The sequence below is a fragment of the Clostridium sp. AF35-15 genome, from assembly GCF_003477745.1.
Lineage (GTDB): Bacteria > Bacillota > Clostridia > Lachnospirales > Lachnospiraceae > Otoolea > Otoolea fessa.
This window is the reverse complement of record NZ_QUDY01000014.1, coordinates 51341-73701: the sequence shown is the minus strand read 5'-3', so window position 1 is coordinate 73701 and position 22361 is coordinate 51341. Positions and strand designations below refer to the sequence as shown.

Genomic DNA, 22361 nt, shown 5'->3' with positions numbered 1-22361 from the left:
AACGCTGAAGGCATCTAAGCGTGAAGCCCCCCTCAAGATGAGATATCCCATACGCAAGTAGTAAGACCCCTTGAAGACGACGAGGTAGATAGGGCAGAGGTGGAAGCGTAGTAATACGTGAAGCTGACTGTTACTAATCGGTCGAGGGCTTAACCAAAAGGTTATGGTTAAGGATAGGTAAGAGGAAGTTATTTCCTAAAAGGATGAAAGATAGAAAGTAGAAGAAATTCAATGTGCAGTTTTGAAGGTATATACCTTTTGGCCCGGTGGCTCAGCTGGTTAGAGCGCCGCCCTGTCACGGCGGAGGTCGTGGGTTCGAACCCCATCCGGGTCGTTTAGATACGACTATTTCAATTCTTTGAAAAATGAATATGGACTGGTGCAGTATCGTAGATGGGGTCTTAGCTCAGCTGGGAGAGCATCTGCCTTACAAGCAGAGGGTCACAGGTTCGAGCCCTGTAGGCCCCATTGTTACCAATGTTTTATGCCGATGTGGCTCAATTGGCAGAGCAGCTGATTTGTAATCAGCAGGTTATCGGTTCGAGTCCGATCATCGGCTTTTTAAAATGGATGGGTTCCCGAGTGGCCAAAGGGGGCAGACTGTAAATCTGTTGCGTCTCGCTTCGGTGGTTCGAATCCACCTCCATCCATTATTATTTTTACAATAATGGTTGTATTTTTCCAGAAATTGTATATAATAATAGAGTAAGAATTAGCGCGGGGTGGAGCAGTCTGGAAGCTCGTCGGGCTCATAACCCGAAGGTCGCAGGTTCAAATCCTGCCCCCGCAATTTTTTTATGCAATGAGAAGTGCACAGATAAAAATATAGAAGTTAAAAACATGCTTGCATGTTTTTTAACAGATATATTTTTAGATGTATACGGCGAATGCCGTAAGCGAAAAAACGAAGTTTTTGAGCTGAGCACTTCGGACTAAAAAAAGCGACAAGCAAATTTTTAATCCGCATAAAATCAAATAACCATTACGCCCAGATAGCTCAGTTGGTAGAGCAGAGGACTGAAAATCCTCGTGTCACTGGTTCGATTCCGGTTCTGGGCATATGGTGTATTAGCTCAGTCGGTAGAGCACTTGACTTTTAATCAAGTTGTCCGGGGTTCGAATCCCCGATGCCTCATGAAGATGAGAAGCCGTCACACTGGAGACAGTGTGGCGGTTTTTTGTGTAATAGGAAATTCCTTGGAATTCCCTATTACACAAAAAGGCACTAACGTGTCAATGATGCGCACTCGCGCGAAGAAGAAATAGGAAACTTCGTTTAACATTCATGTTAAGTAAAAAAGCCATTCAGACAGGAGTCTTTCTTGAATATATAATTTCTTGTTTTCGGATATGGCAGCTGTTATAATTGATTGAAAACAGAAGCAAATAGAAAACCAAAATGGAAGTAAGAATAGAAATAGGCAAATGCAGAAATTTTAAAATGGAGAAGAAAAATGGAGCAAAACAAGATGAAACAGAAACGCCGGAAATATTTATATGCAGCGGCGGCGCTTGGCATGACGTTCCTTTTGAACTTGAGCGGATGCAGCCGCCGGTTCACGAACTATCCGGAGATAGCCGGAACGGTAGCAATCGTGGACAGTACAGAGCGGGAGGCTGTCCGAAATGAAAATGGAGAAAATCCAGATCAGCCGATTGATTTAGATAACCTGGGGGAACAGCAGTCGGCGGCAGAAATGGAAGCGTTAGCTGCGGCGGAGGCGGCGGAGCCGGGTGTGGAGGAGCCGTATCTGGACGGGGGAGAGCTTCGGCTTTTAGCGTGTGCGGATATCTGGCAGAACCTCTCCTGCGTCATGAAGACGAAGGAAGGCGCGGTGATCGTGGTAGACGGCGGTCGTGATGTCGATGCACCGCATTTGATTGAGGTTATTCAGGAGTTGGGCGGTCATGTGGATGCATGGCTTTTAACCCATCCGCACAGCGATCATGTGGGGGCGATCACGGAGATTTTAAACATGGATCCGATGCCGATCTCGATCGGTAAGGTGTATTATTCATTTCTGAATAAAGAATTTTTAGGTCAGGAGCAGGTTTCAAGACGGGATTCAGATTTGGAGTGTTATGATCGGATCACGGAAGCGATTGCGAAACTGCCGGAAGCAGAAAAATGCGGGACGCTTACGAAAGGGCAGAAGATTTCAGTGGCGGGCGCGGAGATCACAGTGATGAACGAGCCATTTGCCTGCACGGAAAATAGTTTTAATAACAGCTCGGTCGCGTACCGCGTGGAGATGGGCGGAAAACGGATCCTGTTTTTGGGTGATATGGGCTGGCAGGCAGGGGAAGATTTTCTTGCCAATCATACGCAGGAGGAACTGAAATCGGATGTGCTACAGATGGCGCACCATGGGCAGAGAGGCGTGGAAGAGGAGCTCTACCAGGAGATTTCACCGGAGGTCTGCTTATGGCCGACGCCGGACTGGCTCTGGGATAATGTGCAGGATGGCGTCGCGGGCGCTGGTTCGTATAAGACGCCGATTGTCCGTGGATGGATGGTAACATTAGGTGTGAAGAAAAATCTTTGTGTCAAGGATGGCGATCAGATACTGCGGTAGTTTTTTATAAAAGATAGAAATAAAATTTTAAAAAGTTGTTTTCAGGGAAATGAAATGCTTCTGGGATGCGGTGCAGCGGATAGAAATAAGATATGAACGAAAAAAGAGAGAAACAGAAGGAAGAAGAAAAAGTGAATAAAGACAGGAAAATGCGGTCGGAAACAATCATCCTACGTCCGGAAGTGCCGCTTTTAGAACGTTTATCCACCTATGCGGCGTCGGATGTCTACCCGTTCCACATGCCGGGCCACAAACGCCAGGTGAAAATGGGGATAACTTCCGCCCCGAATCCATTTTCGGTGGATATCACGGAGATTGATGGATTTGACAACCTGCATCATGCGGAAGATATTTTGAAAGAGTCGATGAATTCGGCGGCTGCGGTGTACGGAGCAGACCGGAGCTGGTATCTGGTGAATGGCAGTACGTGCGGGATTCTGGCGGCGATCGCGGCGGCAGTGAAGCCGGGGGAAAAAATCCTCATGGCTCGAAATTCCCACAAATCGGCGTATCACGCGGTGATTTTAAACCAGCTGGAACCGGTATATTTATATCCGGAGGAGGTGCCGGAGTTTCAGATTCCGGGAGGGATCGAGCCAGAGCAGGTGGAACGAGCACTTTTGGAGCATCCGGAGATCCGGGCGGTGTTTGTGACTTCCCCGACCTATGAGGGGATCGTGTCGGATATCCAGGGGATTGCAGCGACGGCGCACCGGCATGGAGCGGCGCTGATTGTGGACGAGGCGCACGGCGCGCATCTGCCATTTGGGGATGGGAGCTATTTCCCGGATGGGGCGTTACAGGAGGGGGCAGACCTGGTGATCCAGAGTCTTCACAAGACGCTTCCATCCCTGACACAGACGGCGATTCTGCATCTGAAAAGCCAGATTCTGGATGCGAAGAAGGTGGAACAGTATTTATCGGTTTACCAGAGTTCCAGCCCGTCGTATATTCTGATTGCGTCGATGGAGAACTGCGTCCGGTATATGGCAGAAAAAGGAGCCGGGGAGATGGCGCGGTATGGCGCACGATTGCGGGAACTCCGGGAAAAATTGGCGAAGCTAAAACATTTCCGGCTTCTGAAAGAGGAAATCTGTGGTGCGGCAGGTGTGTATGGATATGATCCGTCAAAACTGGTGCTATTTCCAGATTTTATGACGGGAACCAGACTGGCAGAGGTTTTGCGGACAGAGTATCATCTGGAGGCGGAGATGTCGAGCGGGCGGTATGTGCTTCTGATGACTTCGTTTATGGATACGGAGGAAGGATTTTCGCGTCTGGAGCGGGCACTTTTGGAGCTGGATGCGCGGGTGGAAAAGCTGGAGGCGGAAAGTGTTGGGCTGAAAGATGCAAAACAAGGCAGGCAGGAACCGTTTTCGGGAGCACAATCGAATCAGAAACTGAACCAAGAAAATGATTCAGAAAACTATCCGCAGCAGATGTGTCTCCCCTGGCAGGCATGGCATGGGGATGGCATGCTGGTGCCGCTTGAGGAGGCGGAAGGAAGGGCGGCGCGGATCTGCGTTACCATTTATCCGCCGGGGGTGCCGATGCTGATGCCGGGAGAGCGGATTGGAACAAGGGAGATCGCGCGGATCCGTGAGGATTGGAAGCTGGGACTTACGGTGGAAGGAATTTGTGAAAAATCAGACAAATTGAATTTGTGGATAGAGGTTGTTATTTAGAAAATATCAGGTATTGATTTACCAGGTTCGCACATTTACTGTGCGAACCGTACGAAAACCTTGGCTTACAAGGCAAAAATCCTTTGTCGAAGACAAATTCACACATTTGCCATAAGAAACAGAGAAAAATCGGATTTATATATACGATGGAATGCGTGTGAAAATACTGGCTGGAAAGGCATAATAGGAAGATGGGACATATATTTTACGTGATGGGAAAGAGCGCGTCCGGGAAGGACACGATCTATAAGATATTGAGAGAGCGGCTGCCGCAGATCCGGACGGTGGTGCCGTATACGACCAGACCGATCCGGGCAGGCGAGCGGGACGGTGTGGAGTATTATTTTGTGACCGGAAAAAGGCTTGCGGATTTGGAGAAACAGGGAAAGATCATTGAAAAGAGAACCTACCAGACTATTTATGGACCGTGGAGTTATGCAACGGTGGACGATGGGCAGATCGATCTGGGATCGCATGATTATTTCATGATCGGGACGCTGGAATCGTATGAGGGGACGCGGAATTATTTCGGCGCGGATGTGCTGGTGCCGCTTTACATTGAGGTGGAGGACGGTGAACGCCTTCAGCGTGCGCTTGACCGGGAACGGCAGCAGACAGAGCCAAAGTATGCGGAGCTGTGCCGCCGTTTCCTGGCGGATGAGGCAGATTTCAGTGCCGAAAATATGGAAAAATGTGGGATCCGGGCGGAAAACCGGTTTGAAAACCGCGAGCTGGAAGCGTGTGTGGATACGTTGGTAAGGGAAATTCGGGCTCACGGATTGGCACTTTTGGAACCGAAAGTGCCGTAAGAAAACGTGGTGGCAGCAGGAATTTGCCGTATTAAAATGCGAAGCCACGGCAAATTCCGTTACTGGGCACGTATGCGTGAACAGTAACAAATTCGGAATTTCATCGCACTAGGCAGAGGTTAAATCTTGTGTTATACTAAGATGATAGAGATTTACAAATAATAAAAGAAGGGCATGATAGAAGGGATCCCAACCGATCCATACGATTGAAACGATTTTAGAATTAAAATCCAGAGTCCAGCCCTGAAAGGAGCATCAAGATGGCAGGTTTTCACGATATTATTGGACATGAGAAGATAAAAGAGCACCTTCAGAAGGCGATCGGGTATCAGAGAGTTTCACATGCCTACATATTGTCGGGCGAGGAAGGAATGGGACGCAAGACGATCGCGAAGGCATTTGCCATGACGCTTTTGTGCGAGAAACATGGGACAGAGCCGTGCATGGAATGCCATTCCTGTAAGCAGTTTTTGTCGGGCAATCATCCGGATGTGATCTGGGTGACACATGAGAAACCGGCGAGCATTGGTGTCGATGATGTCCGAATTCAGATCAATGATACGGTTTCGATCCGCCCGTACAGCAGTCCATATAAGATATATCTGGTCGATGAGGCGGAGAAAATGACGGTGCAGGCGCAGAACGCTCTTTTAAAGACGATTGAGGAGCCGCCGGCCTATGCGGTGCTGGTGCTTATCACGACGAACCCGGAGGTATTTCTGCCGACGATCCTGTCCCGCTGTATCCAGTTGAAACTTCGTCCGCTCAAGGATTCGGTGGTAAGCGATTACCTGACGGAGAAAATGGGCGTTTCGGATGGTCAGGCGGATATTTATGCGGCGTTTGCGAGAGGAAATTTAGGAAAAGCGATTTATCTCGCCTCTTCGGAGGAGTTTGCACTTTTGTACCGAGAGGTGCTGACGCTGCTTAAAAATATCAAGGACATGGATATTCCGATGCTTCTGGATTATATCCGCAAGCTGCAGGAGGACAATCTGGATCTGTATGAGTGCCTGGATTTCATGCAGCTCTGGTACAGGGATATTTTGATGTTTAAGGTTACAAAGGACATGAATTCGCTGATCTTTAAGGAGGAGTATTCAGCGGTCAGCAGTTGCTGCCAGAAGAGTTCCTATGAGGGGCTGGAAGAGATATTGAGTGCGATTGAAAAGGCAAAAGTCCGGCTGAATGCTAACGTCAACACCGATTTGGCGCTGGAGCTGATGCTTTTGACGATGAAGGAGAATTAAATTTATGATAAAGGTAATCGGAGTCCGGTTCCGCAAGGCCGGAAAGGTATATTACTTCGATCCGGCGCAGATGGAAATCAAGATGGGCGACCATGTGATCGTGGAGACCGCCCGCGGAATCGAGTTCGGAGAGGTGGTTCTTGGCGTCCGCGAGGTGGATGAGAAGAAGGTGATCCAGCCGCTGAAATCGGTCATTCGTATGGCGACGAAGAATGACGAGGAGCTGGAACGGAAGAATAAAGAAAAAGAGCATGAGGCATTCCAGATCTGTCAGGAAAAGATCCGCAAGCATGAATTGCAGATGAAGCTGATCGATGCAGAATACACCTTTGATAACAATAAGCTGCTGTTTTATTTTACGGCGGATGGAAGAATCGATTTCCGTGAGCTTGTCAAGGATCTGGCGGCGGTCTTTAAGACGCGGATCGAGCTGCGCCAGATTGGCGTCCGGGATGAGACGAAGATTTTGGGTGGCGTCGGTATCTGTGGTCGTCCGCTCTGTTGTCATTCATATTTATCGGAGTTTATTCCGGTTTCAATTAAGATGGCAAAAGAGCAGAACCTGTCCTTAAATCCGACGAAGATTTCGGGTGTGTGCGGTCGTCTGATGTGCTGCCTGAAATACGAGGAAGAGACGTATGAGGATCTGAACAGCCATCTGCCGAGTGTCGGCGATTACGTCACAACGGATGACGGGCTGAAAGGCGAGGTTCACAGTGTCAGCGTCCTGCGCCAGCAGGTAAAGGTGGTTGTGACGGTAGGACGGGATGAGAAGGAGATCCGTGATTACCGTGTGGATCAGCTCAAGTTTAAGCCGAAGCGCCGCCGTGACAGGGGAAATGTCAACGATGCGGAGCTGAAAGCGCTGGAGGCACTGGAGAAAAAGGAAGGAAAGTCGAAGCTGGATGATAATTAAAGAGGGCGAGCGGATCGATGAACTGCAGCGGAACGGATACCGGATCATCCAGAAGACGAACGGGTTCTGTTTTGGCATGGACGCGGTGCTTTTGTCCGGGTTTGCATCGGTGAAGCCGGGCGAGAAAGCGCTTGATCTGGGAACGGGAACTGGTATTATCCCGATTCTTCTGGAGGCAAAGACGGAAGGAAGCCATTTTACAGGTCTGGAGATCCAGGCGGAGATGGCGGAGATGGCATCCCGGAGTGTGGCGCTCAACAGGCTGGAAGAGAAGGTTTCGATCGTGCAGGGCGATATCAAGGAGGTTCCGACGCTGTTTGAGAAGGCATCCTTTGATGTGGTAACGACGAACCCGCCGTACATGAACGACAGCCACGGGCTGAAAAATCCCGATCTTCCAAAGGCGATTGCCCGCCATGAGGTTCTCTGCAATCTGGAGGATGTCGTGCGCGCGGCGGCTTCGGCACTTCGTCCCGGCGGACGACTCTATATGGTGCACCGTCCGAGACGGCTCATTGAGATTCTGATGGCGATGAAAAGTCAGAAATTGGAGCCGAAGCGGATGAAATTTGTCCATCCGTTTGCAGATAAAGAGGCAAATATGGTTCTCATCGAGGCGGTGCGCGGCGGCGGCGCGCTGATGACAGTGGAAAAGCCGATCATTGTGTACAAAGAGCCGGGCGTGTATACGGATGAGATTTATGATATTTACGGGTATTAATGGAATAGGAGAACGATGGAAGGAACATTATATTTGTGTGCCACGCCGATCGGCAACCTGGATGACATCACATTCCGGGTACTGGAGACGTTAAAGCAGGTAGATCTGATTGCGGCGGAGGACACGCGGCACAGTATTAAGCTTCTGAATCATTTTGATATTCATACACCGATGACGAGCTACCATGAGTACAATAAGGTCGAGAAGGCGCGTGTGCTGGTGGAGAAGCTGAAATCGGGCATGAATATTGCCTGCATCACGGACGCCGGGACGCCGGGTATTTCGGATCCGGGCGAGGAGCTGGTGCGCCAGTGCTGCGAGGCGGGAATTAAAGTAACCGCGCTTCCGGGAGCGGTGGCGTGTGTTACGGCGCTGATTATTTCGGGACTTCCGACGAGAAGGTTCTGTTTTGAGGCATTTCTTCCGACGGACAAGAAGGAGCACCAGCGGGTGCTTGCAGAGCTTCAGAATGAGACGCGCACGATTGTGCTTTACGAGGCGCCGCACCACCTTCTGCGGACGCTCACGGAGCTTTACGAGGCGCTGGGGGATAGAAAGGCGTCTATCTGCCGGGAGCTGACGAAGAAATACGAGACGGCGTTCCGGACGACGCTTTCGCAGGCGGTGGCGTATTATACGGAAAATGAGCCGAAGGGTGAGTGCGTGATCGTCATCGAGGGCAAATCCGTCCAGGAGATCGAGGCGGAGGATCAGGCGCGCTGGCAGCAGATGTCCCTGGAAGAGCATATGGAACATTATGAATCACAGGGAAACAGCCGCAAGGAAGCGATGAAGCTGGTGGCGAAGGACCGCGGGATTTCGAAGCGGGATGTGTACCAGGCGCTGCTGGAGGCGGAAGAGGCGTAGACACAAACGGAAAGCTGAAAAATGGGTAAGTGGAGTGGCATTGGTGGAATGCCGGGGCGCTCCGGTTTGTGCAGATAAAAGAAAAATAGAATAAGATTTGAGAAAAGAACAAACTGTACTGATTAAAATATTTAAAAGTGTATATTTTAATCAGTACAGTTTTTGCTATAATTCCTACTAAGTTGATGCGGAAATGAATGTAAAAATACAGAATGTCAGTGAATTGTTTTTCGCAAGGCAGAATAGAAAGGCAGAAGAGGCGCTTGCCTGTGAATGATTCAGTGGATTCGGGTATTGATTGCAAGGATCGTAAGGACGCTTGGCTTACAAAGAAAAATCATATTCAACTACGGGAGGAATAAAAATGGCAGAGAATCGTTATGAACTGAATAAACAGCTGGCACAGATGTTAAAGGGCGGCGTTATCATGGATGTCACAACCCCGGAGCAGGCGAAGATCGCGGAGGCGGCAGGTGCGTGTGCGGTTATGGCGCTGGAGCGGATTCCGGCGGATATCCGGGCAGCGGGCGGTGTGTCCCGTATGAGTGACCCGAAGATGATTCGCGGCATTCAGGAGGCAGTTTCGATTCCGGTTATGGCAAAGTGCCGGATCGGTCATTTTGTGGAAGCGCAGATTCTGGAAGCGATCGAGATTGATTATATCGATGAGAGCGAGGTATTATCTCCGGCGGATGATGTGTACCGTATTGACAAGACACAGTTCAAGGTTCCGTTTGTCTGCGGTGCGAGAGACCTGGGAGAGGCGCTGCGCCGGATCGAGGAAGGTGCTTCGATGATCCGTACCAAGGGAGAGCCGGGAACGGGCGATGTCGTACAGGCAGTCCGCCATATGCGTGCGATGAATTCGGAGATCCGCCGGGTTCAGAACCTGCGTGAGGATGAGCTTTACGAGGCAGCAAAACAGTTAAAAGTTCCGGTTCATCTGCTCCGCTATGTACATGACAATGGACGTCTCCCGGTTGTCAATTTCGCGGCAGGCGGCGTGGCTACCCCGGCGGATGCGGCTCTGATGATGCAGCTGGGCGCAGAGGGAGTCTTTGTTGGATCTGGTATCTTCAAGTCAGGCAATCCGGAGAAACGTGCGTCGGCGATCGTGCAGGCAGTAACGAATTACAAGGATGCAAAATTACTTGCTGCGATTTCTGAGGATCTGGGCGAGGCGATGGTTGGTATCAATGAGAATGAGATTGCGATTTTGATGGCAGAGCGGGGACAGTAAGATGGAGAAAAAACAGATAGGCGTGCTGGCGGTGCAGGGCGCGTTTGCCGAACACATTGCCATGGTACGGAGACTGGGCGCAGAGGCGTTTGAGATCCGGCAGCTTCCGGATCTGGAGCGGCCGATGGACGGACTGATTCTGCCGGGCGGCGAGAGTACCGCGATGCGTAAGCTCCTGGATGAGCTGGGGCTTTATGAGCCGCTTCGGGCAAAGATTGCGGCAGGGCTTCCGGTGTATGGAACGTGCGCGGGGCTTTTGCTTCTGGCCAAGGAGATCGAGGGCGGAACGCCGTGCTTTGCGACGATGGATGTGTCGGCGGTGCGGAATGCCTACGGGCGTCAGCTCGGAAGTTTTTACACGGAGGCTGAATTTGCCGGTCTGGGGACGATTCCGATGACTTTTATCCGCGCGCCGTACATCGCTTCGGTTCAGAAAAATGTTAAGGTGCTGGCGACAGTGGACGAAAAGATAGTCGCAGCCAGACAGGGAAACCAGTTTGCGACGGCATTTCATCCGGAATTGAATGAGGATGTGACGGTGCACCGGTATTTTCTAGAAGAAGTCTGCAAAGGAAATTAAGAGTGTAATTTGGTAAAAATTAGTGTGTGGTTGATGAAAAGTGAAACCTACTGGTAAGGGGAGCGAGAACTGCAGCCATTTAAAGCGGTCAGAATGGATGATATATTTCTGAAATGTGGGAAGATGTCATTGATTCTGACCGTTTTTTTATCTCAGTCGAGAAGACTCCCACCTCTTCAGGTGGTGAGTAATAGCAAATTTGTCTCAGTGGGAGTCCATTCTCCGACTGAGATAAACGCTCCGCGAGGATGCGCAGTGATTCTGTAAAGAATATGTCAGCTTCGCTGACCAGAATCACGCGCCAAGTCTCACGGACGTTCGACTTGAATTGTTTGGAAGGTGCGTTCTGTGAAAAAACAAAAAATGTACCTTGATAGGTTTTTGCGCTGAGAAAGGAAAACGCCCGGGAAAATGGTGGACTGCATGGAATTCCTATTGACAAAGTAGGAATTCTGCATTACAATCACTGATAAACCAATTAAAATAATATGAAATAAGAAAATTATATAAAAAACAAATTTGCTGATATAGCAAATAGACACAGGAGGATGACATCGTGGCTTATCAGATAGAGACAACTTGTATTTGCGGAGATCCGGAAACTTCTAAAAACCATTCTTTTGGCGCTGTTTCAGTACCGATTTACCAGACGGCGACTTTTGCCCACCCGGGTATTGGGGAATCGACCGGTCATAATTATACGCGTGAGAGCAACCCGACCAGAGACGAGCTGGAAAAGACTGTTTCGGCGCTGGAAGGAGCGGTTGATACCGTTGCCTGCACATCCGGTATGGCGGCGATCTCGCTGATGATGGAGCTGTTTGACAGTGGCAGCCATTTTGTATGTACCGAGGATCTGTATGGTGGTTCCGTCCGTATTTTTGAGACACTGGAAAAGAAGCGCGGTTTTTCATTTTCCTATATAAATACAGCCGATGTGGAGGCGGTTGAGAAGGCGATCACGGATCAGACGAAGGCACTCTACATCGAGACACCGAGCAACCCGACGATGCAGGTGACCGATCTGGCGGAAATGAGCCGTCTGGCGACGAAGCACGGACTGCTTCTGATCGTGGACAATACCTTCCTGTCCCCGTATCTGCAGAATCCGATCGCGCAGGGCGCGGATCTGGTTGTCCACAGCGGCACGAAGTTTTTAGGTGGTCACAATGATACGCTGGCTGGATTTTTATGTACGCCGATCAAGGCGCTGGCAGAGCAGATCCGGTATCTGTTCAAGACGATCGGAAGCGGACTTTCTCCGTTTGATTCTTTCTTAGTCCTGCGCGGCATCAAGACTCTGTCAGTGCGTGTGGAACGGCAGCAGGAGAATGCGATGAAGATCGCGAGCTGGCTGAAAGAGCAGAAAAAAGTAACGGATGTCTACTATGTAGGACTTCCGGAGCATCCGGGTTATGAGATCAACCAAAAACAGAGCCGCGGCGCGGGCAGCATGATTTCGTTCCGCACTGATACAGAGGAGACGGCGAGAAAGGTGCTGGAGCGCGTGAAGCTTATTTCCTATGCGGAGAGTCTGGGCGGCGTGGAGTCCCTGATTACCTATCCGATGCTGCAGACACATGGCGATGTGCCGGTTGAGATCCGGGAACGTCTTGGAATTACAGAGACATTTTTACGTCTGTCTGTCGGTATTGAAAATGTGGATGATCTGATTGCGGATCTGGAGCAGGCGTTAGCGTAAAAAGAGGGTAACTGTTCAGTAGGTCTGCGCATTTATTGCGCTGACCGTACGAAAACATGGGCCAGCAGGCAAAAATCCCATTGCCGTAGGCAATTTTTAATGGATTTTTGCGCGTGACTGTGAAGGTACTGAACAGTTACAAAAGAGGATAGATATTTGGTATCGGTTTTGCATGGGCAGTGGGATATGGGCATGGATGACAGGATGCCAGAGTGAAAACCGTTCATTGACAGGAACGATGGATTGGGAGGAAAATGCATGAAATACGATTTTGACAAAGTGGTGGACCGGCATGGTACCAACTGTTTAAAATATGATTTTGCCATCGAGCGAGGAAAACCAGCGGATATTTTACCGCTTTGGGTGGCTGATATGGATTTTCAGACGGCTCCGGCGATTTTAGAGCGGCTGGAAGAGACAGTAAAACATGGTATTTTCGGCTACAGTGATGGAAAAGAGGGCTATTTTGCGGCAGTCCAGAACTGGTACCGGGAGCGCTTTGGCTGGGAGACGAAACCGGAGTGGCTGGTGAAGACACCGGGCGTTGTATTCGCGCTGGCGGCGGCTGTCCGGGCGTATACAAAGGAAGGTGACGGCGTACTGCTTCAGCAGCCGGTGTACTATCCGTTTTCGGAAGTAATTACGGACAATGGGCGTAAGATTGTCAACAGCCCGCTGAAAATCACGGATGGCTATTACACGATGGATCTGGATGCTCTGGAAACGAAGATCGTGGAAAATAAGGTTAAATTGTTCCTGCTTTGCAGTCCGCACAACCCGGTCGGACGTGTCTGGAGCGAGGAAGAACTGCGCCGGGTTGGCGAGATTTGCCTGCGTCACGGTGTGCTCGTGGTCAGCGATGAGATCCACAGTGATTTTACCCGCGAGGGACATCCGCACACAGTATTTGCGAAGCTGGGTGCAGAGTTTGAGCAGAACTGCCTGATCTGCACGGCACCGTCCAAGACGTTCAATCTGGCGGGACTGCAGATTTCCAATATCTTTGTGCCGAACCCAGAGCTTCGGAAGAAACTCTTAAAGGAGATTGCGGCGGCAGGCTACAGCCAGGTCGGTCTGATGGGACTGGTAGCATGCCAGGCGGCGTATGAAGAGGGAGCGGAGTGGCTTGCACAGCTAAAAGCGTATCTGGAGGAGAACCGGAAGTTTGTGAAGGCGTATCTGGAAGAGCATCTGCCGGAAATCCGTCTGATCGAGCCGGAGGGAACCTACCTTCTGTGGCTGGATTTTAAGGCGCTTCATTTGAATGAAAAAGAGCTGGAACATCTGATCGTGGACAAGGCACATCTGTGGCTGGACAGCGGTGCGATGTTCGGACCGGACGGCGAGGGCTTCGAGCGGATCAATATCGCATGCCCGCGGGCGACGGTGGAGAAAGCGCTGAAGCAGCTGGAAGCGGCGATCCGCGGATAAAATTGATTGGGTCACGAATCAGAACCCGTATAAATAAAACCTGCCGCAGGCAGACTGTATCCCCCCATATAAACAGTCTGTCTGCGGCAGTTTTTTTGAATTCATAGGAACATTATTTTATGAGAACCGGAACACCGCTGTTCCATACGCCGGAAGCGGGTACGCGAAGGAGTATGGCTGTCCGTCACATTCGCTCTTGATGGAGCGGTAATGGCTGATCTTATCGCCGCGCTTGTAGTAGCCGTGTTCCTGGTCAAGCAGCAGCGTGTAGGTGCCGCGTTTCGGAACACCGACGCGGTAATCGTCGCGGTCTACCGGGGTGAAGTTGCAGATGAAGAGAAGATTCTTTTTCTGTGTTTCATCGCGGCGGATAAAGCTGAAAATACTGCGGTCTCCGTCGTTGGCGTTGATCCACTGGAAGCCGTCATACTCCTCGTCCAGGCGGTAGAGCGCCGGATATTTGTGGTAGAGCGTCAAAAGCCCTTTCACATAATTCTGGAGGTCGGCATGGAACGGCTCTTTCGTAAGGTACCAGTCGAGGGAGACTTTTTCATCCCATTCATGGAACTGACCGAAATCCTGTCCCATGAAGAGAAGTTTCTTGCCCGGATGTCCGAGCATGAAAGTGTAGCCGACTTTCAGGTTGGCAAATTTATCCTCGTATTCGCCCGGCATTTTGTTGATCATCGAGCATTTGAGGTGGACGACCTCGTCGTGCGAGAGCACCAGAATGAAGTTTTCGCTGGTGCAGTAGGTGATGCCGAAGGTCATTTTGTTGTGGTTAAATTTACGGAAATACGGGTCGAGCTTCATGTATTCGAGGAAGTCATGCATCCAGCCCATATTCCATTTGAAGGTAAATCCAAGACCGTCCTCTTCCGGGCTCTTGGTAACGTTCGGCCAGGCGGTGGATTCCTCGGCAATGATGATGGCGCCGTCCTTCCGGCCGCGGATCACGCTGTTTAAATGTTTGAAAAACTCGATGGCTTCGAGGTTTTTGTTGTCGCCATATTTATTTGGTACCCACTGTCCGTCCTGGCGCCCATAGTCTAAGTAAAGCATGGAAGCGACGGCGTCCACGCGCAGACCATCGATGTGGTATTCATCGAGCCAGTAGAGCGCGTTGGCGATCAGAAAATTGGATACCTCGTTTTTGGCATAATCAAAGACCTTGGTACCCCAGTCCGGGTGCTCGCCTTTGCGCGGGTCGGCGTACTCATAGAGCGCCTGTCCGTCGAAATCGGCAAGTCCGTGTGCATCCTTCGGAAAATGCGCCGGAACCCAGTCTAGGATGACACCGATGCCTTTTTTATGTAAGTAATTGACGAAATACATAAATTCCGCCGGGGTTCCGTAGCGGGAGGTCGGGGCAAAATAGCCGGTTACCTGATAGCCCCAGGAGCCGTCATACGGATGTTCGGCGATTCCCATGAGCTCTACATGGGTGTAGCCCATTTCCAGGACATAGTCAGCCAGCTCATGCGCGGCTTCCATGTAAGTGTAGTAACCGTCCTTTTCCGGGCGGTTTTTCTTTTTCCAGGATCCTAAGTGAACTTCGTAGATAGAGATTGGCGCCTTGACCGGATCGGTGCCCGCGCGCGATTCCATCCATTTGGAATCGTTCCATTTGAAGCCGCGGATATCGGCGGTCACGGAAGCGGTTCCCGGACGGTATTCTGCCGAAAATGCATATGGATCTGCCTTAAATAAAATCGTTCCCGTGTGCGTGGTGATGGCGAATTTGTAGAGCTGTCCCACGCCAAGTCCCGGTACGAAGAGCTCGTAAATGCCGCTGTCTGCGACCGGCTTCATCGGGGTTGCATCCGGATTCCAGGCGTTGAAGTCGCCGACCAGGCTGACGGCGGCTGCGTGCGGCGCCCAGACCGCGAAATAGTAGCCGTCCTGTCCGCGATATGTATAAGGGTGTGCGCCCAGCTTGTGGTAGAGCTGGTAGTGGCGGCCTTCTCCGAAGAGATACCGGTCAAGCTCGCCGATCACGCCGAGTCCCTCTGTCTTTTGTTTTTTCGATGTGGTTCGTTTAGTAGTGGAAGCTGCTTTTTTCATAAGGTTACCCCTCCGTGATTCCGAGAATAACAGCGCTGTTACCCTCTAATTCTATCTGAATTTTGTTTGTATTCTTATCGATCAAAAACGATTTTCCGGTAATCAGATCCGTAGCTTGTTCCGTTGTCGTGTGGAATGGAAGCGGAACTTGTAAATAAGCGGCGTTGTCATCGTTGTTGGCAGCGGTAAGGATCGCCTGGTGGTCACCGTGTCTGGCAAATGCGTACTGCCGGTTTGTCAGCAGAAGTTCCTGATAACGCCCACCGTGAAGCGCCGGTTCGGCGGCGTGGATGGCGGCGAGTTTCTGGATCAGAAGTGTAAGCGGTGTCACGGTGCCTGCGCTGGTATCTGTGTTTGAGTCTGTGGTGCTTGAAGTGGTCTGGCAGCAGGTGTTTGCGCCTGCGTGTATGTTTGGGCCTGTGGCGCTCGAAAAGCTCTGGCAGTTGCCATCTGTGCGGATGCCGGTGTTTTGTCCGTCGCTGGTCTGCATTTCTTCTGCAAGCGGTCTCGGCGGCAGGATTCTCGGACGGAGTTCCGTATCAGAGTTGTGTCCGCGGCGTCCCTGAATGCCCCATTCACTTCCATAATAGATGGACGGAATGCCCGGAAGAGTGAACAGCAGCGTGTAAAGCGGCGCAAGATGTGCCGGATTTAACAGTTTGCTTGCGATCCGGTCTTCGTCGTGGTTGTCCACAAAGGTGTAGAGATCCCGCCCCACTGCTTCGAGGCGGCGGACATTGTGTGCCAGTTCGAAATAATTGTGGTCGTTGTGCGCGGAATAGATACTTTTGTGCATCTCGTAGTTGGTGACGGAATGAAGCATCTGCGGATTGACCCAGCGGGCGTATTCGCCGTGGATGACTTCGCCCATCAGCCAGAATTCCGGCTTGATTTCATTTGCCAGCCGGCGCAGTTCCTGCATAAATTCAAAGGAAAGATCGCCCGCGCAGTCGAGGCGGATACCGTCGATGTCAAATTCCTGCACCCAGAAACGGACAGTGTCAAGCAGATAGTTCCGCACTTCCGGGTTTCGGTGGTTTAAGCAGGGAAGCTCCCAGATGCCGTGCCAGGATTCATAGCCGAAGGAATCGCCCGGCGGGCTGCCCCAGCCGAAATTGACGTTCCTGTACCATCCGGCGTAAGGGGACTGGTCACGGTGCGCCTGCAGGTCGCGGAAGGCGAAAAATTCGCGACCGGTGTGGTTGAACACGCCGTCCACGACGACGCGGATGCCATGCTCATGGCAGCAGTCCACGAAAGATCGGAACGAAACGTTGGTTCCCAGCCGCCGGTCGATGAGCCGGAAATCGCGGGTATCATAGCCGTGCGTGGATGATTCAAACAGCGGTCCGATGTAAATCGCGGAAATATGCAGGCTCTCTAAATAGGGAATCCACTGCATCAGTTCGTCCATGCGGGAATCGGAGGAAACGTCCCTGGTGCCATCCGCTGTCCCATCGGAGACAGGATAGGGATTGGCAAACGGTGCTCCGGTCATTCCCAGAGGATACATATGGTAAAAGATAGCTTTGTCGTACCAGGCTGTCATGAGAAAGGTCCTCCTTGTGTCGGTTAAATGGTATTTTCCTGTTGTTTAATATGTCGTAAAAGGAACTGATACCGGAGGTGTGCGGCTTTCAGTTCGTAGATATAGCAGTCAATCAGAGTCGGATCGACGACCTCTTCAAAATGGTTGAAAACGGTGTTGATCGTGCTCATGGTCTGTCGCAGTTCTGTCAGCAGCTCCGGGTCAGGGTGGGCGGAAAAAATGTCCGTGCTGGTGCTCCCGGAGCAGTGGGTGCGGTTGTGCTTCATGGTTTGATGCTCTCTTTCTGAATCCTATAAATTGGTACAACGATCAGTATATTCAGAAAATGGAAAGATATGCATCCTGGTTCAGGCGTTCATGGAAAGCACGGATTCCAGCAGATGTCCGAGCTGCATCAATTTCCGGGTGCTGTCTTCGATCGAGAGGTAATAATAATTGCAGGTTCCCTCCCGGTGGACGTCGATCAGCCCGGCTGTCTTTAAGATCTTCAAATGGTGGGAAACTGCCGGGCGCGACAGGCTGGTCCGTTCGGTGATTTCCCGGACATTTAAGCCGTGCGGACGGGGCTGGGTGGGCAGGCTGATTGGACGGTCATCGTTTTTATCCGGCTGATTTGTGTTCATAGGGGTGTTTTTTGTGCGTCCCGTGAGGGCTTCGTCCGTCAGTGCTTCGATGATCGTCAGCCGTATTTCATCACCCAGTGCGATAAAAAGAGGCATACAGGTATGAAAATGCTGTTTAAGTTCTATTCCTTTTTTCATCGCGGCTCCTCCTTCTATAATGGTTTAAAAATTTAAACTAATAGTATTTTACCATTTTTTGTTTCGTCAGTCAATGGAAAGGAAAATGCTGGAATGGGTATTTATAGATAAAAAATAAAGAGATATTTTGGCAATTATTTTCAAATAACGAAATTGTCTAGCTAAAATAATGGGTTCAGATGCACAAAGTTTTTGAGATGTTTTTGGCGCATATTTCGGGTGTTTTGGGATTGACTTTTGATCAAAAACTGTTCATAATGGAGGAACATTCATGGATGGGTTCTTCCATCTGTCACGGGAATCCGGATTTCCCGTTGATCTATTATTAAGATTCTAAAAGTTAAGTTCAGAGAAATGTTCGATAATTTTTCAGGAATGTTTGAAGTGCATACAGGAAATGAATGGAAAAAGGTGGCGGTAAAAGCTGGCGCAGGACTGGCAGCTATCGTTTGCGGCAGGAGTTTTGAAAAGAGGACATACTGTGCAGAAATTGTTCGTTTCATGTATGCGAAAGAGAAGGAGGGGATGGATTGACCTTTTTGCTGCTGTTGTTTACTGGCGGCTGTGCGTTTTGGGATTTGAAAAAACGCCGTATTCCCAATGGGATGCTTCTGCTTGGCGGCCTGTTGTTTCTTTTGATTCGGTTTGGTCTGGGGATGAAGATGGGATATACGGCCGGATGGGACGGGCGGCTGCCGGGATATGGGGCGGCGCTTATGATGGGGATTGGCGAGACTTGTGGATATTTGATTCGTAGCGGGAGTTTATTGATTGTCCTGTTCCCTCTGTATCTGTTTCGCATGATAGGTGCGGGGGACATCAAAATGGCAGCCGTCCTGTTTGGTGCCGCCGGGCTGCGGCAGGGCGGGCGGATTTTCCTGTGCGGGCTGGCAGCTGCCGGAATATGGTCGCTCGTATTACTTATCCGGCGTGGGATTGCCAGGCAGCGGCTTACATATCTTGTGTTTTATTTGTACCGGTCTGCGCTTGGGGGAAGCGTCGAGCCGTACTATCTGGAAGCGCGGGATGGAAAAGAGGCATCTTTTTGTCTGGCACCGTGCCTGTTTTTGGGAGTGATTGGGGCGGAGCTGATTCGGTATCTGTAAGGAAAATGGCTTGTGATTAGGGAGGTGGCGGTGCGATGAAGCATATTCTGGCTGTGTATGACGTGGATCCAGTCTATGCGGCGCGGTTTGCAGAGGTAGTTAACCAGAAGGAAAAAATACCGTTTGAGGTGGTGGCGTTCAGCTCGATCGAGCGGCTGCGGGCATTTGCGGCGGAACATCCGGTAAAGCTTCTGTTGTTGGGCGAGCATGTTCCGGCGGAAGAAAAGGAGTCTATCCGGGCGGAAAAGGTCATTCTTTTATCGGATAATGGGGGAAAGCCGGTTAGTCCGTCAGTTCCCTGTGTCTACAAATACCAGTCCAGTGATGCGATTGTGCGCGACGTGATGACCTGGTATGGGGAAAGCCCGGGGGATCTGCCGGAGGTGTCTGGACGGGGGCTGGCGAAGGTCTTGGGAGTGTATTCGCCGGTTGGACGGTGTTTAAAGACCTCGTTTGCCCTGACAATAGGAAAACTTCTGGCACAGGAGGAGCGGGTGCTGTATCTGAACCTGGAGGAATTTTCCGGTCTGTCGGTTTTGATGAAAGAAGAATACAAGAGTGATTTGTCGGATCTGTTGTATTTTTACAACGGTGGAAGCTATAATTCGCTTCGTTTAAGCAGCGTTGTCCACACGATGGGGGAGTTGGACTATATTCCTCCGGTGCGCTATCCGGAGGATCTGGATCAGGCAGGAGAGGAGGCGATCGCGGGGCTTATACGGGCAATTGCCGGGGAGAGTGCGTATGATACGCTGGTAGTGGATATAGGAAGCGGGCGCAGGACGGCGCTTTCGGTAATGAAGCTGTGCCGGGTAATCTATATGCCGATCCGGGAAGATCCGGTGTCTTTGGCAAAGCTTAAGGAGCTGGAGCAGTATTTTTCACAGACAGGAAATGGCATGCTAAGGGAACGTATTAAACGCCTGAAGCTTCCGTATCACGGCAGTTTTGGACGGGGCGATTATATTGACCAGCTCTTATGGGGAGAACTGGGTGATTATGTACGACAGCTGCTGCGGGGAAGCAGTGTGGGCGGATAATGTTCATTGTGGGTTAAATTAGAAGGGGCAAAGTCTTTTGACAGGGATAAATGGAGCGGGATTTTGCCAGTCATTCTAAAGAGTAAACGGTTGTGAGAGAAACAACTGGCAGGGGGAAGTATGCAGGAGCAGAAAATGGTTTTGAGGCAGCGTCTGATGGAGCAGATGGAGAGCCGTATGCAGGTGGAGGATGAGGAACTGCGCGACCTGATCGACATGGCGATTCTGGAAGCAGCAGAAGGGGCGTATCTGCCGTTAAAAGAGCGGCTTTCTTTGAGAAAAGAGCTGTTTGATTCATTCAGACGGCTGGATATTTTGCAGGAGCTGGTCGATGATCCGACGATCACGGAGATCATGGTAAATGGCGCGGAGCACATTTTTGTCGAGCGGCAGGGGCGTGTGGAAGAATTAGAAAAGCACTTTGATTCGGTAGGGCAGCTAGAGGATCTGATTCAGCAGATTGTAAGCCGTGTCAACCGGACGGTCAATCTGGCGTCTCCGATTGCGGATGCGAGACTGGAAGATGGTTCGCGTGTTCACGTGGTGCTGGCACCGGTGGCGTTAAATGGTCCGATTTTAACGATCCGGAAGTTCCCGGAACCGATCACGATGGAACGTCTGATTGAGTTAAAAAGTATCAGCCGGGAGGCAGCGGCATTTTTGCAGAAAGCGGTCGAGCAGGGGCTCAATATCTTCATCAGCGGAGGAACCGGATCGGGAAAAACGACGATCTTAAACGCCATGTCCGGCTATATTCCACAGGAGGAACGCATCATCACGATCGAGGATTCGGCAGAGCTTCAAATCCGCCATATAAAGAATCTTGTCAGCCTGGAAACAAGGGTGGAGAACCGGGATGGTTCGCAGGAGATTTCCATGCGCGATCTGATCCGGGCGAGTCTCCGAATGCGTCCGGACCGCATCATCGTTGGGGAGGTCCGGGGCGGCGAGGCGCTGGAAATGCTGCAGGCGATGAATACGGGGCACGATGGCTCGCTCTCAACTGGACATGCAAACAGCGCAAAAGACATGCTCTCAAGACTGGAGACAATGGTTCTGATGGCGGCAGAGTTGCCGCTTGCGGCGGTCCGGAGCCAGATCGGTTCAGCGCTCGATCTGATGGTCCATGTCGGGCGGATGCGGGACCGGAGCCGGAAGGTACTGGAGATCACGGAGGTGATAGGCTATGAAAATGGGGAAATCCGCCTTTCTCCCATCTATCAGTTTCAGGAAAGCGGGGAGGCTGATTCCGGACAGGTGGAAGGAGCACTTATCCAGGTTGGCAGATTTGAAGGGCGGCGCAGATTCGCGGGAGGAAGTGCTTTCTGATTACCGGGTTTACCACCTGACGGGGCAGGAGTGGATACGTTACCTTCTGGAGGGAACAGCGGTGTGCGCCGTGACGGCGTATGTATTCTACCGTTCATTTCTGGCGTTCGTTCTGATGCTTCCGGCGGGGATGCTGCGGCCGTTTTTTAAGAGGCGGGAGCTCTGCCGCCGGAGAAAAGAGGAACTGCGGCTCCAGTTTAAGGAAGCGATTCAGATTGTGGCTTCGGCGCTGGCTGCAGGCTATTCGGTGGAAAATGCGTTTATCGCGAGCGTGCGCGATCTGGAAGAACAATACGGAAAAGAGGGGATGATTACCCGTGAGTTTTCATACCTGGCAAGTCAGCTTAAAATGAACCGGACCGTGGAGGTGCTGCTTTCTTCCTTTGCAAAGAGGAGTGGTCTGGATGAGGTGGAAAATTTCTCTGTTATTTTTACTGTATCCAAACGGAGCCGGGGTGAGCTGGCAAGCGTGGTTCACCATGTCGTTCACGTGATTTCGGATCGCATACAGGTGCGGGAGGAAATTCTCACGATGACGGCAGAAAAGCAGTTTGAACAGAGAATTATGAACCTGATGCCGTACCTGATTGTGCTCTACGTGGATTTGTCATCGCCGGGGTTTTTCTCACAGATGTATGAGACAGCGGTGGGGCGGGTGGTGATGACCGGGTGTCTGGTGGTCTATCTGCTGGCATGGAGGGTATCGGGGAAAATTCTTCAGATTGAGGTGTGAAA

General features: G+C 51.0%; 20 protein-coding genes and 7 tRNA genes. 23 read left to right on the top strand and 4 right to left on the bottom strand.

Annotated elements, in window-relative coordinates:
• Positions 1–260: 260 nt before the first annotated feature.
• From DWZ76_RS13620 to DWZ76_RS13535, 18 genes are all read left to right on the top strand, one after another.
• A tRNA-Asp gene (locus tag DWZ76_RS13620) sits at positions 261–334 on the top strand.
• 61 nt (positions 335–395) lie between these two features.
• Positions 396–468 (top strand) — tRNA-Val (locus DWZ76_RS13615).
• 18 nt (positions 469–486) lie between these two features.
• Positions 487–559 (top strand) — tRNA-Thr (locus DWZ76_RS13610).
• A gap of 9 nt (positions 560–568) precedes the next feature.
• Positions 569–650: transfer RNA gene (locus DWZ76_RS13605), tRNA-Tyr, on the top strand.
• 66 nt (positions 651–716) lie between these two features.
• Positions 717–790: transfer RNA gene (locus tag DWZ76_RS13600), tRNA-Met, on the top strand.
• Positions 791–986: 196 nt separating this feature from the next.
• Positions 987–1059, top strand: a tRNA-Phe gene (locus tag DWZ76_RS13595).
• A gap of 3 nt (positions 1060–1062) precedes the next feature.
• Positions 1063–1135: transfer RNA gene (locus DWZ76_RS13590), tRNA-Lys, on the top strand.
• Between the two features lie 319 nt (positions 1136–1454).
• Complete coding sequence (locus DWZ76_RS13585) at positions 1455–2576, top strand: MBL fold metallo-hydrolase (RefSeq protein ID WP_118472984.1); 1122 nt, start codon at positions 1455–1457, stop codon at positions 2574–2576.
• 92 nt (positions 2577–2668) lie between these two features.
• Positions 2669–4261, top strand: coding sequence for an aminotransferase class I/II-fold pyridoxal phosphate-dependent enzyme (locus tag DWZ76_RS13580; RefSeq protein ID WP_243017856.1), 1593 nt, complete (start codon positions 2669–2671; stop codon positions 4259–4261).
• 191 nt (positions 4262–4452) lie between these two features.
• Complete coding sequence (locus DWZ76_RS13575; RefSeq protein WP_107001773.1) at positions 4453–5070, top strand: guanylate kinase; 618 nt, start codon at positions 4453–4455, stop codon at positions 5068–5070.
• 260 nt (positions 5071–5330) lie between these two features.
• The gene (holB, locus tag DWZ76_RS13570) at positions 5331–6320 is read left to right on the top strand and encodes a DNA polymerase III subunit delta' (protein ID WP_118472983.1); all 990 of its coding nucleotides are present in this window, start codon (positions 5331–5333) and stop codon (positions 6318–6320) included.
• Between the two features lie 4 nt (positions 6321–6324).
• Entirely contained in the window at positions 6325–7236 is a 912-nt protein-coding gene (locus DWZ76_RS13565) for a stage 0 sporulation family protein (RefSeq protein ID WP_022360400.1), read from the top strand.
• Positions 7226–7957 (top strand): tRNA1(Val) (adenine(37)-N6)-methyltransferase, encoded by a 732-nt coding sequence (locus DWZ76_RS13560; RefSeq protein ID WP_107001771.1) that lies wholly within the window; start codon positions 7226–7228, stop codon positions 7955–7957. The genes DWZ76_RS13565 and DWZ76_RS13560 overlap by 11 nt, the downstream gene beginning before the upstream one ends.
• Positions 7958–7972: 15 nt before the next feature.
• Positions 7973–8824, top strand: coding sequence for a 16S rRNA (cytidine(1402)-2'-O)-methyltransferase (rsmI, locus tag DWZ76_RS13555; protein WP_118472982.1), 852 nt, complete (start codon positions 7973–7975; stop codon positions 8822–8824).
• Between the two features lie 364 nt (positions 8825–9188).
• Positions 9189–10064 carry a pyridoxal 5'-phosphate synthase lyase subunit PdxS gene (pdxS, locus tag DWZ76_RS13550; RefSeq protein ID WP_118472981.1) on the top strand — a complete coding sequence of 292 codons (876 nt, stop codon included), beginning with the start codon at positions 9189–9191 and terminating at the stop codon, positions 10062–10064.
• 1 nt (position 10065) lies between these two features.
• A complete protein-coding gene (gene pdxT / locus DWZ76_RS13545; RefSeq protein WP_107001768.1) occupies positions 10066–10644 on the top strand; it encodes a pyridoxal 5'-phosphate synthase glutaminase subunit PdxT in 579 nt (192 codons plus the stop codon).
• A gap of 556 nt (positions 10645–11200) precedes the next feature.
• The gene (locus DWZ76_RS13540) at positions 11201–12346 is read left to right on the top strand and encodes a PLP-dependent aspartate aminotransferase family protein (RefSeq protein WP_207663656.1); all 1146 of its coding nucleotides are present in this window, start codon (positions 11201–11203) and stop codon (positions 12344–12346) included.
• Between the two features lie 258 nt (positions 12347–12604).
• On the top strand, positions 12605–13777 hold the full coding sequence (locus tag DWZ76_RS13535; protein WP_022360406.1) for a MalY/PatB family protein: 1173 nt from the start codon (positions 12605–12607) through the stop codon (positions 13775–13777).
• Between the two features lie 117 nt (positions 13778–13894).
• Here the strand turns inward: DWZ76_RS13535 and glgB are convergent, their stop codons facing one another.
• The 4 genes from glgB to DWZ76_RS13515 all read right to left on the bottom strand — a co-directional run bounded on the left by glgB (position 13895) and on the right by DWZ76_RS13515 (position 18151).
• On the bottom strand, positions 13895–15841 hold the full coding sequence (gene glgB, locus DWZ76_RS13530) for a 1,4-alpha-glucan branching protein GlgB (protein WP_118472980.1): 1947 nt from the start codon (positions 15839–15841) through the stop codon (positions 13895–13897).
• A gap of 4 nt (positions 15842–15845) precedes the next feature.
• Positions 15846–17390, bottom strand: a complete 1545-nt coding sequence (locus DWZ76_RS13525; protein WP_243017854.1) for an alpha-amylase family glycosyl hydrolase — start codon at positions 17388–17390, stop codon at positions 15846–15848.
• 23 nt (positions 17391–17413) lie between these two features.
• Positions 17414–17656 (bottom strand): YaaL family protein, encoded by a 243-nt coding sequence (locus tag DWZ76_RS13520; RefSeq protein ID WP_107001765.1) that lies wholly within the window; start codon positions 17654–17656, stop codon positions 17414–17416.
• Between the two features lie 81 nt (positions 17657–17737).
• Positions 17738–18151 carry a metalloregulator ArsR/SmtB family transcription factor gene (locus DWZ76_RS13515; protein ID WP_242995792.1) on the bottom strand — a complete coding sequence of 138 codons (414 nt, stop codon included), beginning with the start codon at positions 18149–18151 and terminating at the stop codon, positions 17738–17740.
• A gap of 384 nt (positions 18152–18535) precedes the next feature.
• On the opposite strand from DWZ76_RS13515, the gene DWZ76_RS15120 reads away from it, so the two are divergent.
• The 5 genes from DWZ76_RS15120 to DWZ76_RS13490 all read left to right on the top strand — a co-directional run bounded on the left by DWZ76_RS15120 (position 18536) and on the right by DWZ76_RS13490 (position 22359).
• The gene (locus tag DWZ76_RS15120) at positions 18536–18685 is read left to right on the top strand and encodes a hypothetical protein (RefSeq protein WP_182427988.1); all 150 of its coding nucleotides are present in this window, start codon (positions 18536–18538) and stop codon (positions 18683–18685) included.
• Positions 18682–19257 carry a prepilin peptidase gene (locus DWZ76_RS13505; protein ID WP_182427989.1) on the top strand — a complete coding sequence of 192 codons (576 nt, stop codon included), beginning with the start codon at positions 18682–18684 and terminating at the stop codon, positions 19255–19257. Before DWZ76_RS15120 ends, DWZ76_RS13505 begins: the two co-directional genes overlap by 4 nt.
• Before the next feature lie 35 nt (positions 19258–19292).
• Complete coding sequence (locus DWZ76_RS13500; RefSeq protein ID WP_118472977.1) at positions 19293–20297, top strand: hypothetical protein; 1005 nt, start codon at positions 19293–19295, stop codon at positions 20295–20297.
• A 120-nt stretch (positions 20298–20417) separates the two neighbouring features.
• On the top strand, positions 20418–21626 hold the full coding sequence (locus tag DWZ76_RS13495) for a CpaF family protein (protein ID WP_333523633.1): 1209 nt from the start codon (positions 20418–20420) through the stop codon (positions 21624–21626).
• The gene (locus tag DWZ76_RS13490) at positions 21577–22359 is read left to right on the top strand and encodes a type II secretion system F family protein (RefSeq protein WP_243015269.1); all 783 of its coding nucleotides are present in this window, start codon (positions 21577–21579) and stop codon (positions 22357–22359) included. The genes DWZ76_RS13495 and DWZ76_RS13490 overlap by 50 nt, the downstream gene beginning before the upstream one ends.
• The last annotated feature ends 2 nt before the right edge of the window (positions 22360–22361 follow it).

What these genes read in the sequence shown, in the direction of transcription:
- DWZ76_RS13585 (WP_118472984.1), top strand. Translation starts at nt 1,455, where the DNA reads ATGGAGCAAAACAAGATGAAACAGAAACGCCGGAAATATTTATATGCA.
- DWZ76_RS13580 (WP_243017856.1), top strand. Translation starts at nt 2,669, where the DNA reads ATGAACGAAAAAAGAGAGAAACAGAAGGAAGAAGAAAAAGTGAATAAA.
- DWZ76_RS13575 (WP_107001773.1), top strand. Translation starts at nt 4,453, where the DNA reads ATGGGACATATATTTTACGTGATGGGAAAGAGCGCGTCCGGGAAGGAC.
- holB (WP_118472983.1), top strand. Translation starts at nt 5,331, where the DNA reads ATGGCAGGTTTTCACGATATTATTGGACATGAGAAGATAAAAGAGCAC.
- DWZ76_RS13565 (WP_022360400.1), top strand. Translation starts at nt 6,325, where the DNA reads ATGATAAAGGTAATCGGAGTCCGGTTCCGCAAGGCCGGAAAGGTATAT.
- DWZ76_RS13560 (WP_107001771.1), top strand. Translation starts at nt 7,226, where the DNA reads ATGATAATTAAAGAGGGCGAGCGGATCGATGAACTGCAGCGGAACGGA.
- rsmI (WP_118472982.1), top strand. Translation starts at nt 7,973, where the DNA reads ATGGAAGGAACATTATATTTGTGTGCCACGCCGATCGGCAACCTGGAT.
- pdxS (WP_118472981.1), top strand. Translation starts at nt 9,189, where the DNA reads ATGGCAGAGAATCGTTATGAACTGAATAAACAGCTGGCACAGATGTTA.
- pdxT (WP_107001768.1), top strand. Translation starts at nt 10,066, where the DNA reads ATGGAGAAAAAACAGATAGGCGTGCTGGCGGTGCAGGGCGCGTTTGCC.
- DWZ76_RS13535 (WP_022360406.1), top strand. Translation starts at nt 12,605, where the DNA reads ATGAAATACGATTTTGACAAAGTGGTGGACCGGCATGGTACCAACTGT.
- glgB (WP_118472980.1), bottom strand. Translation starts at nt 15,841, where the DNA reads ATGAAAAAAGCAGCTTCCACTACTAAACGAACCACATCGAAAAAACAA.
- DWZ76_RS13525 (WP_243017854.1), bottom strand. Translation starts at nt 17,390, where the DNA reads ATGACAGCCTGGTACGACAAAGCTATCTTTTACCATATGTATCCTCTG.
- DWZ76_RS13520 (WP_107001765.1), bottom strand. Translation starts at nt 17,656, where the DNA reads ATGAAGCACAACCGCACCCACTGCTCCGGGAGCACCAGCACGGACATT.
- DWZ76_RS13515 (WP_242995792.1), bottom strand. Translation starts at nt 18,151, where the DNA reads ATGAAAAAAGGAATAGAACTTAAACAGCATTTTCATACCTGTATGCCT.
- DWZ76_RS13500 (WP_118472977.1), top strand. Translation starts at nt 19,293, where the DNA reads ATGAAGCATATTCTGGCTGTGTATGACGTGGATCCAGTCTATGCGGCG.
- DWZ76_RS13495 (WP_333523633.1), top strand. Translation starts at nt 20,418, where the DNA reads ATGCAGGAGCAGAAAATGGTTTTGAGGCAGCGTCTGATGGAGCAGATG.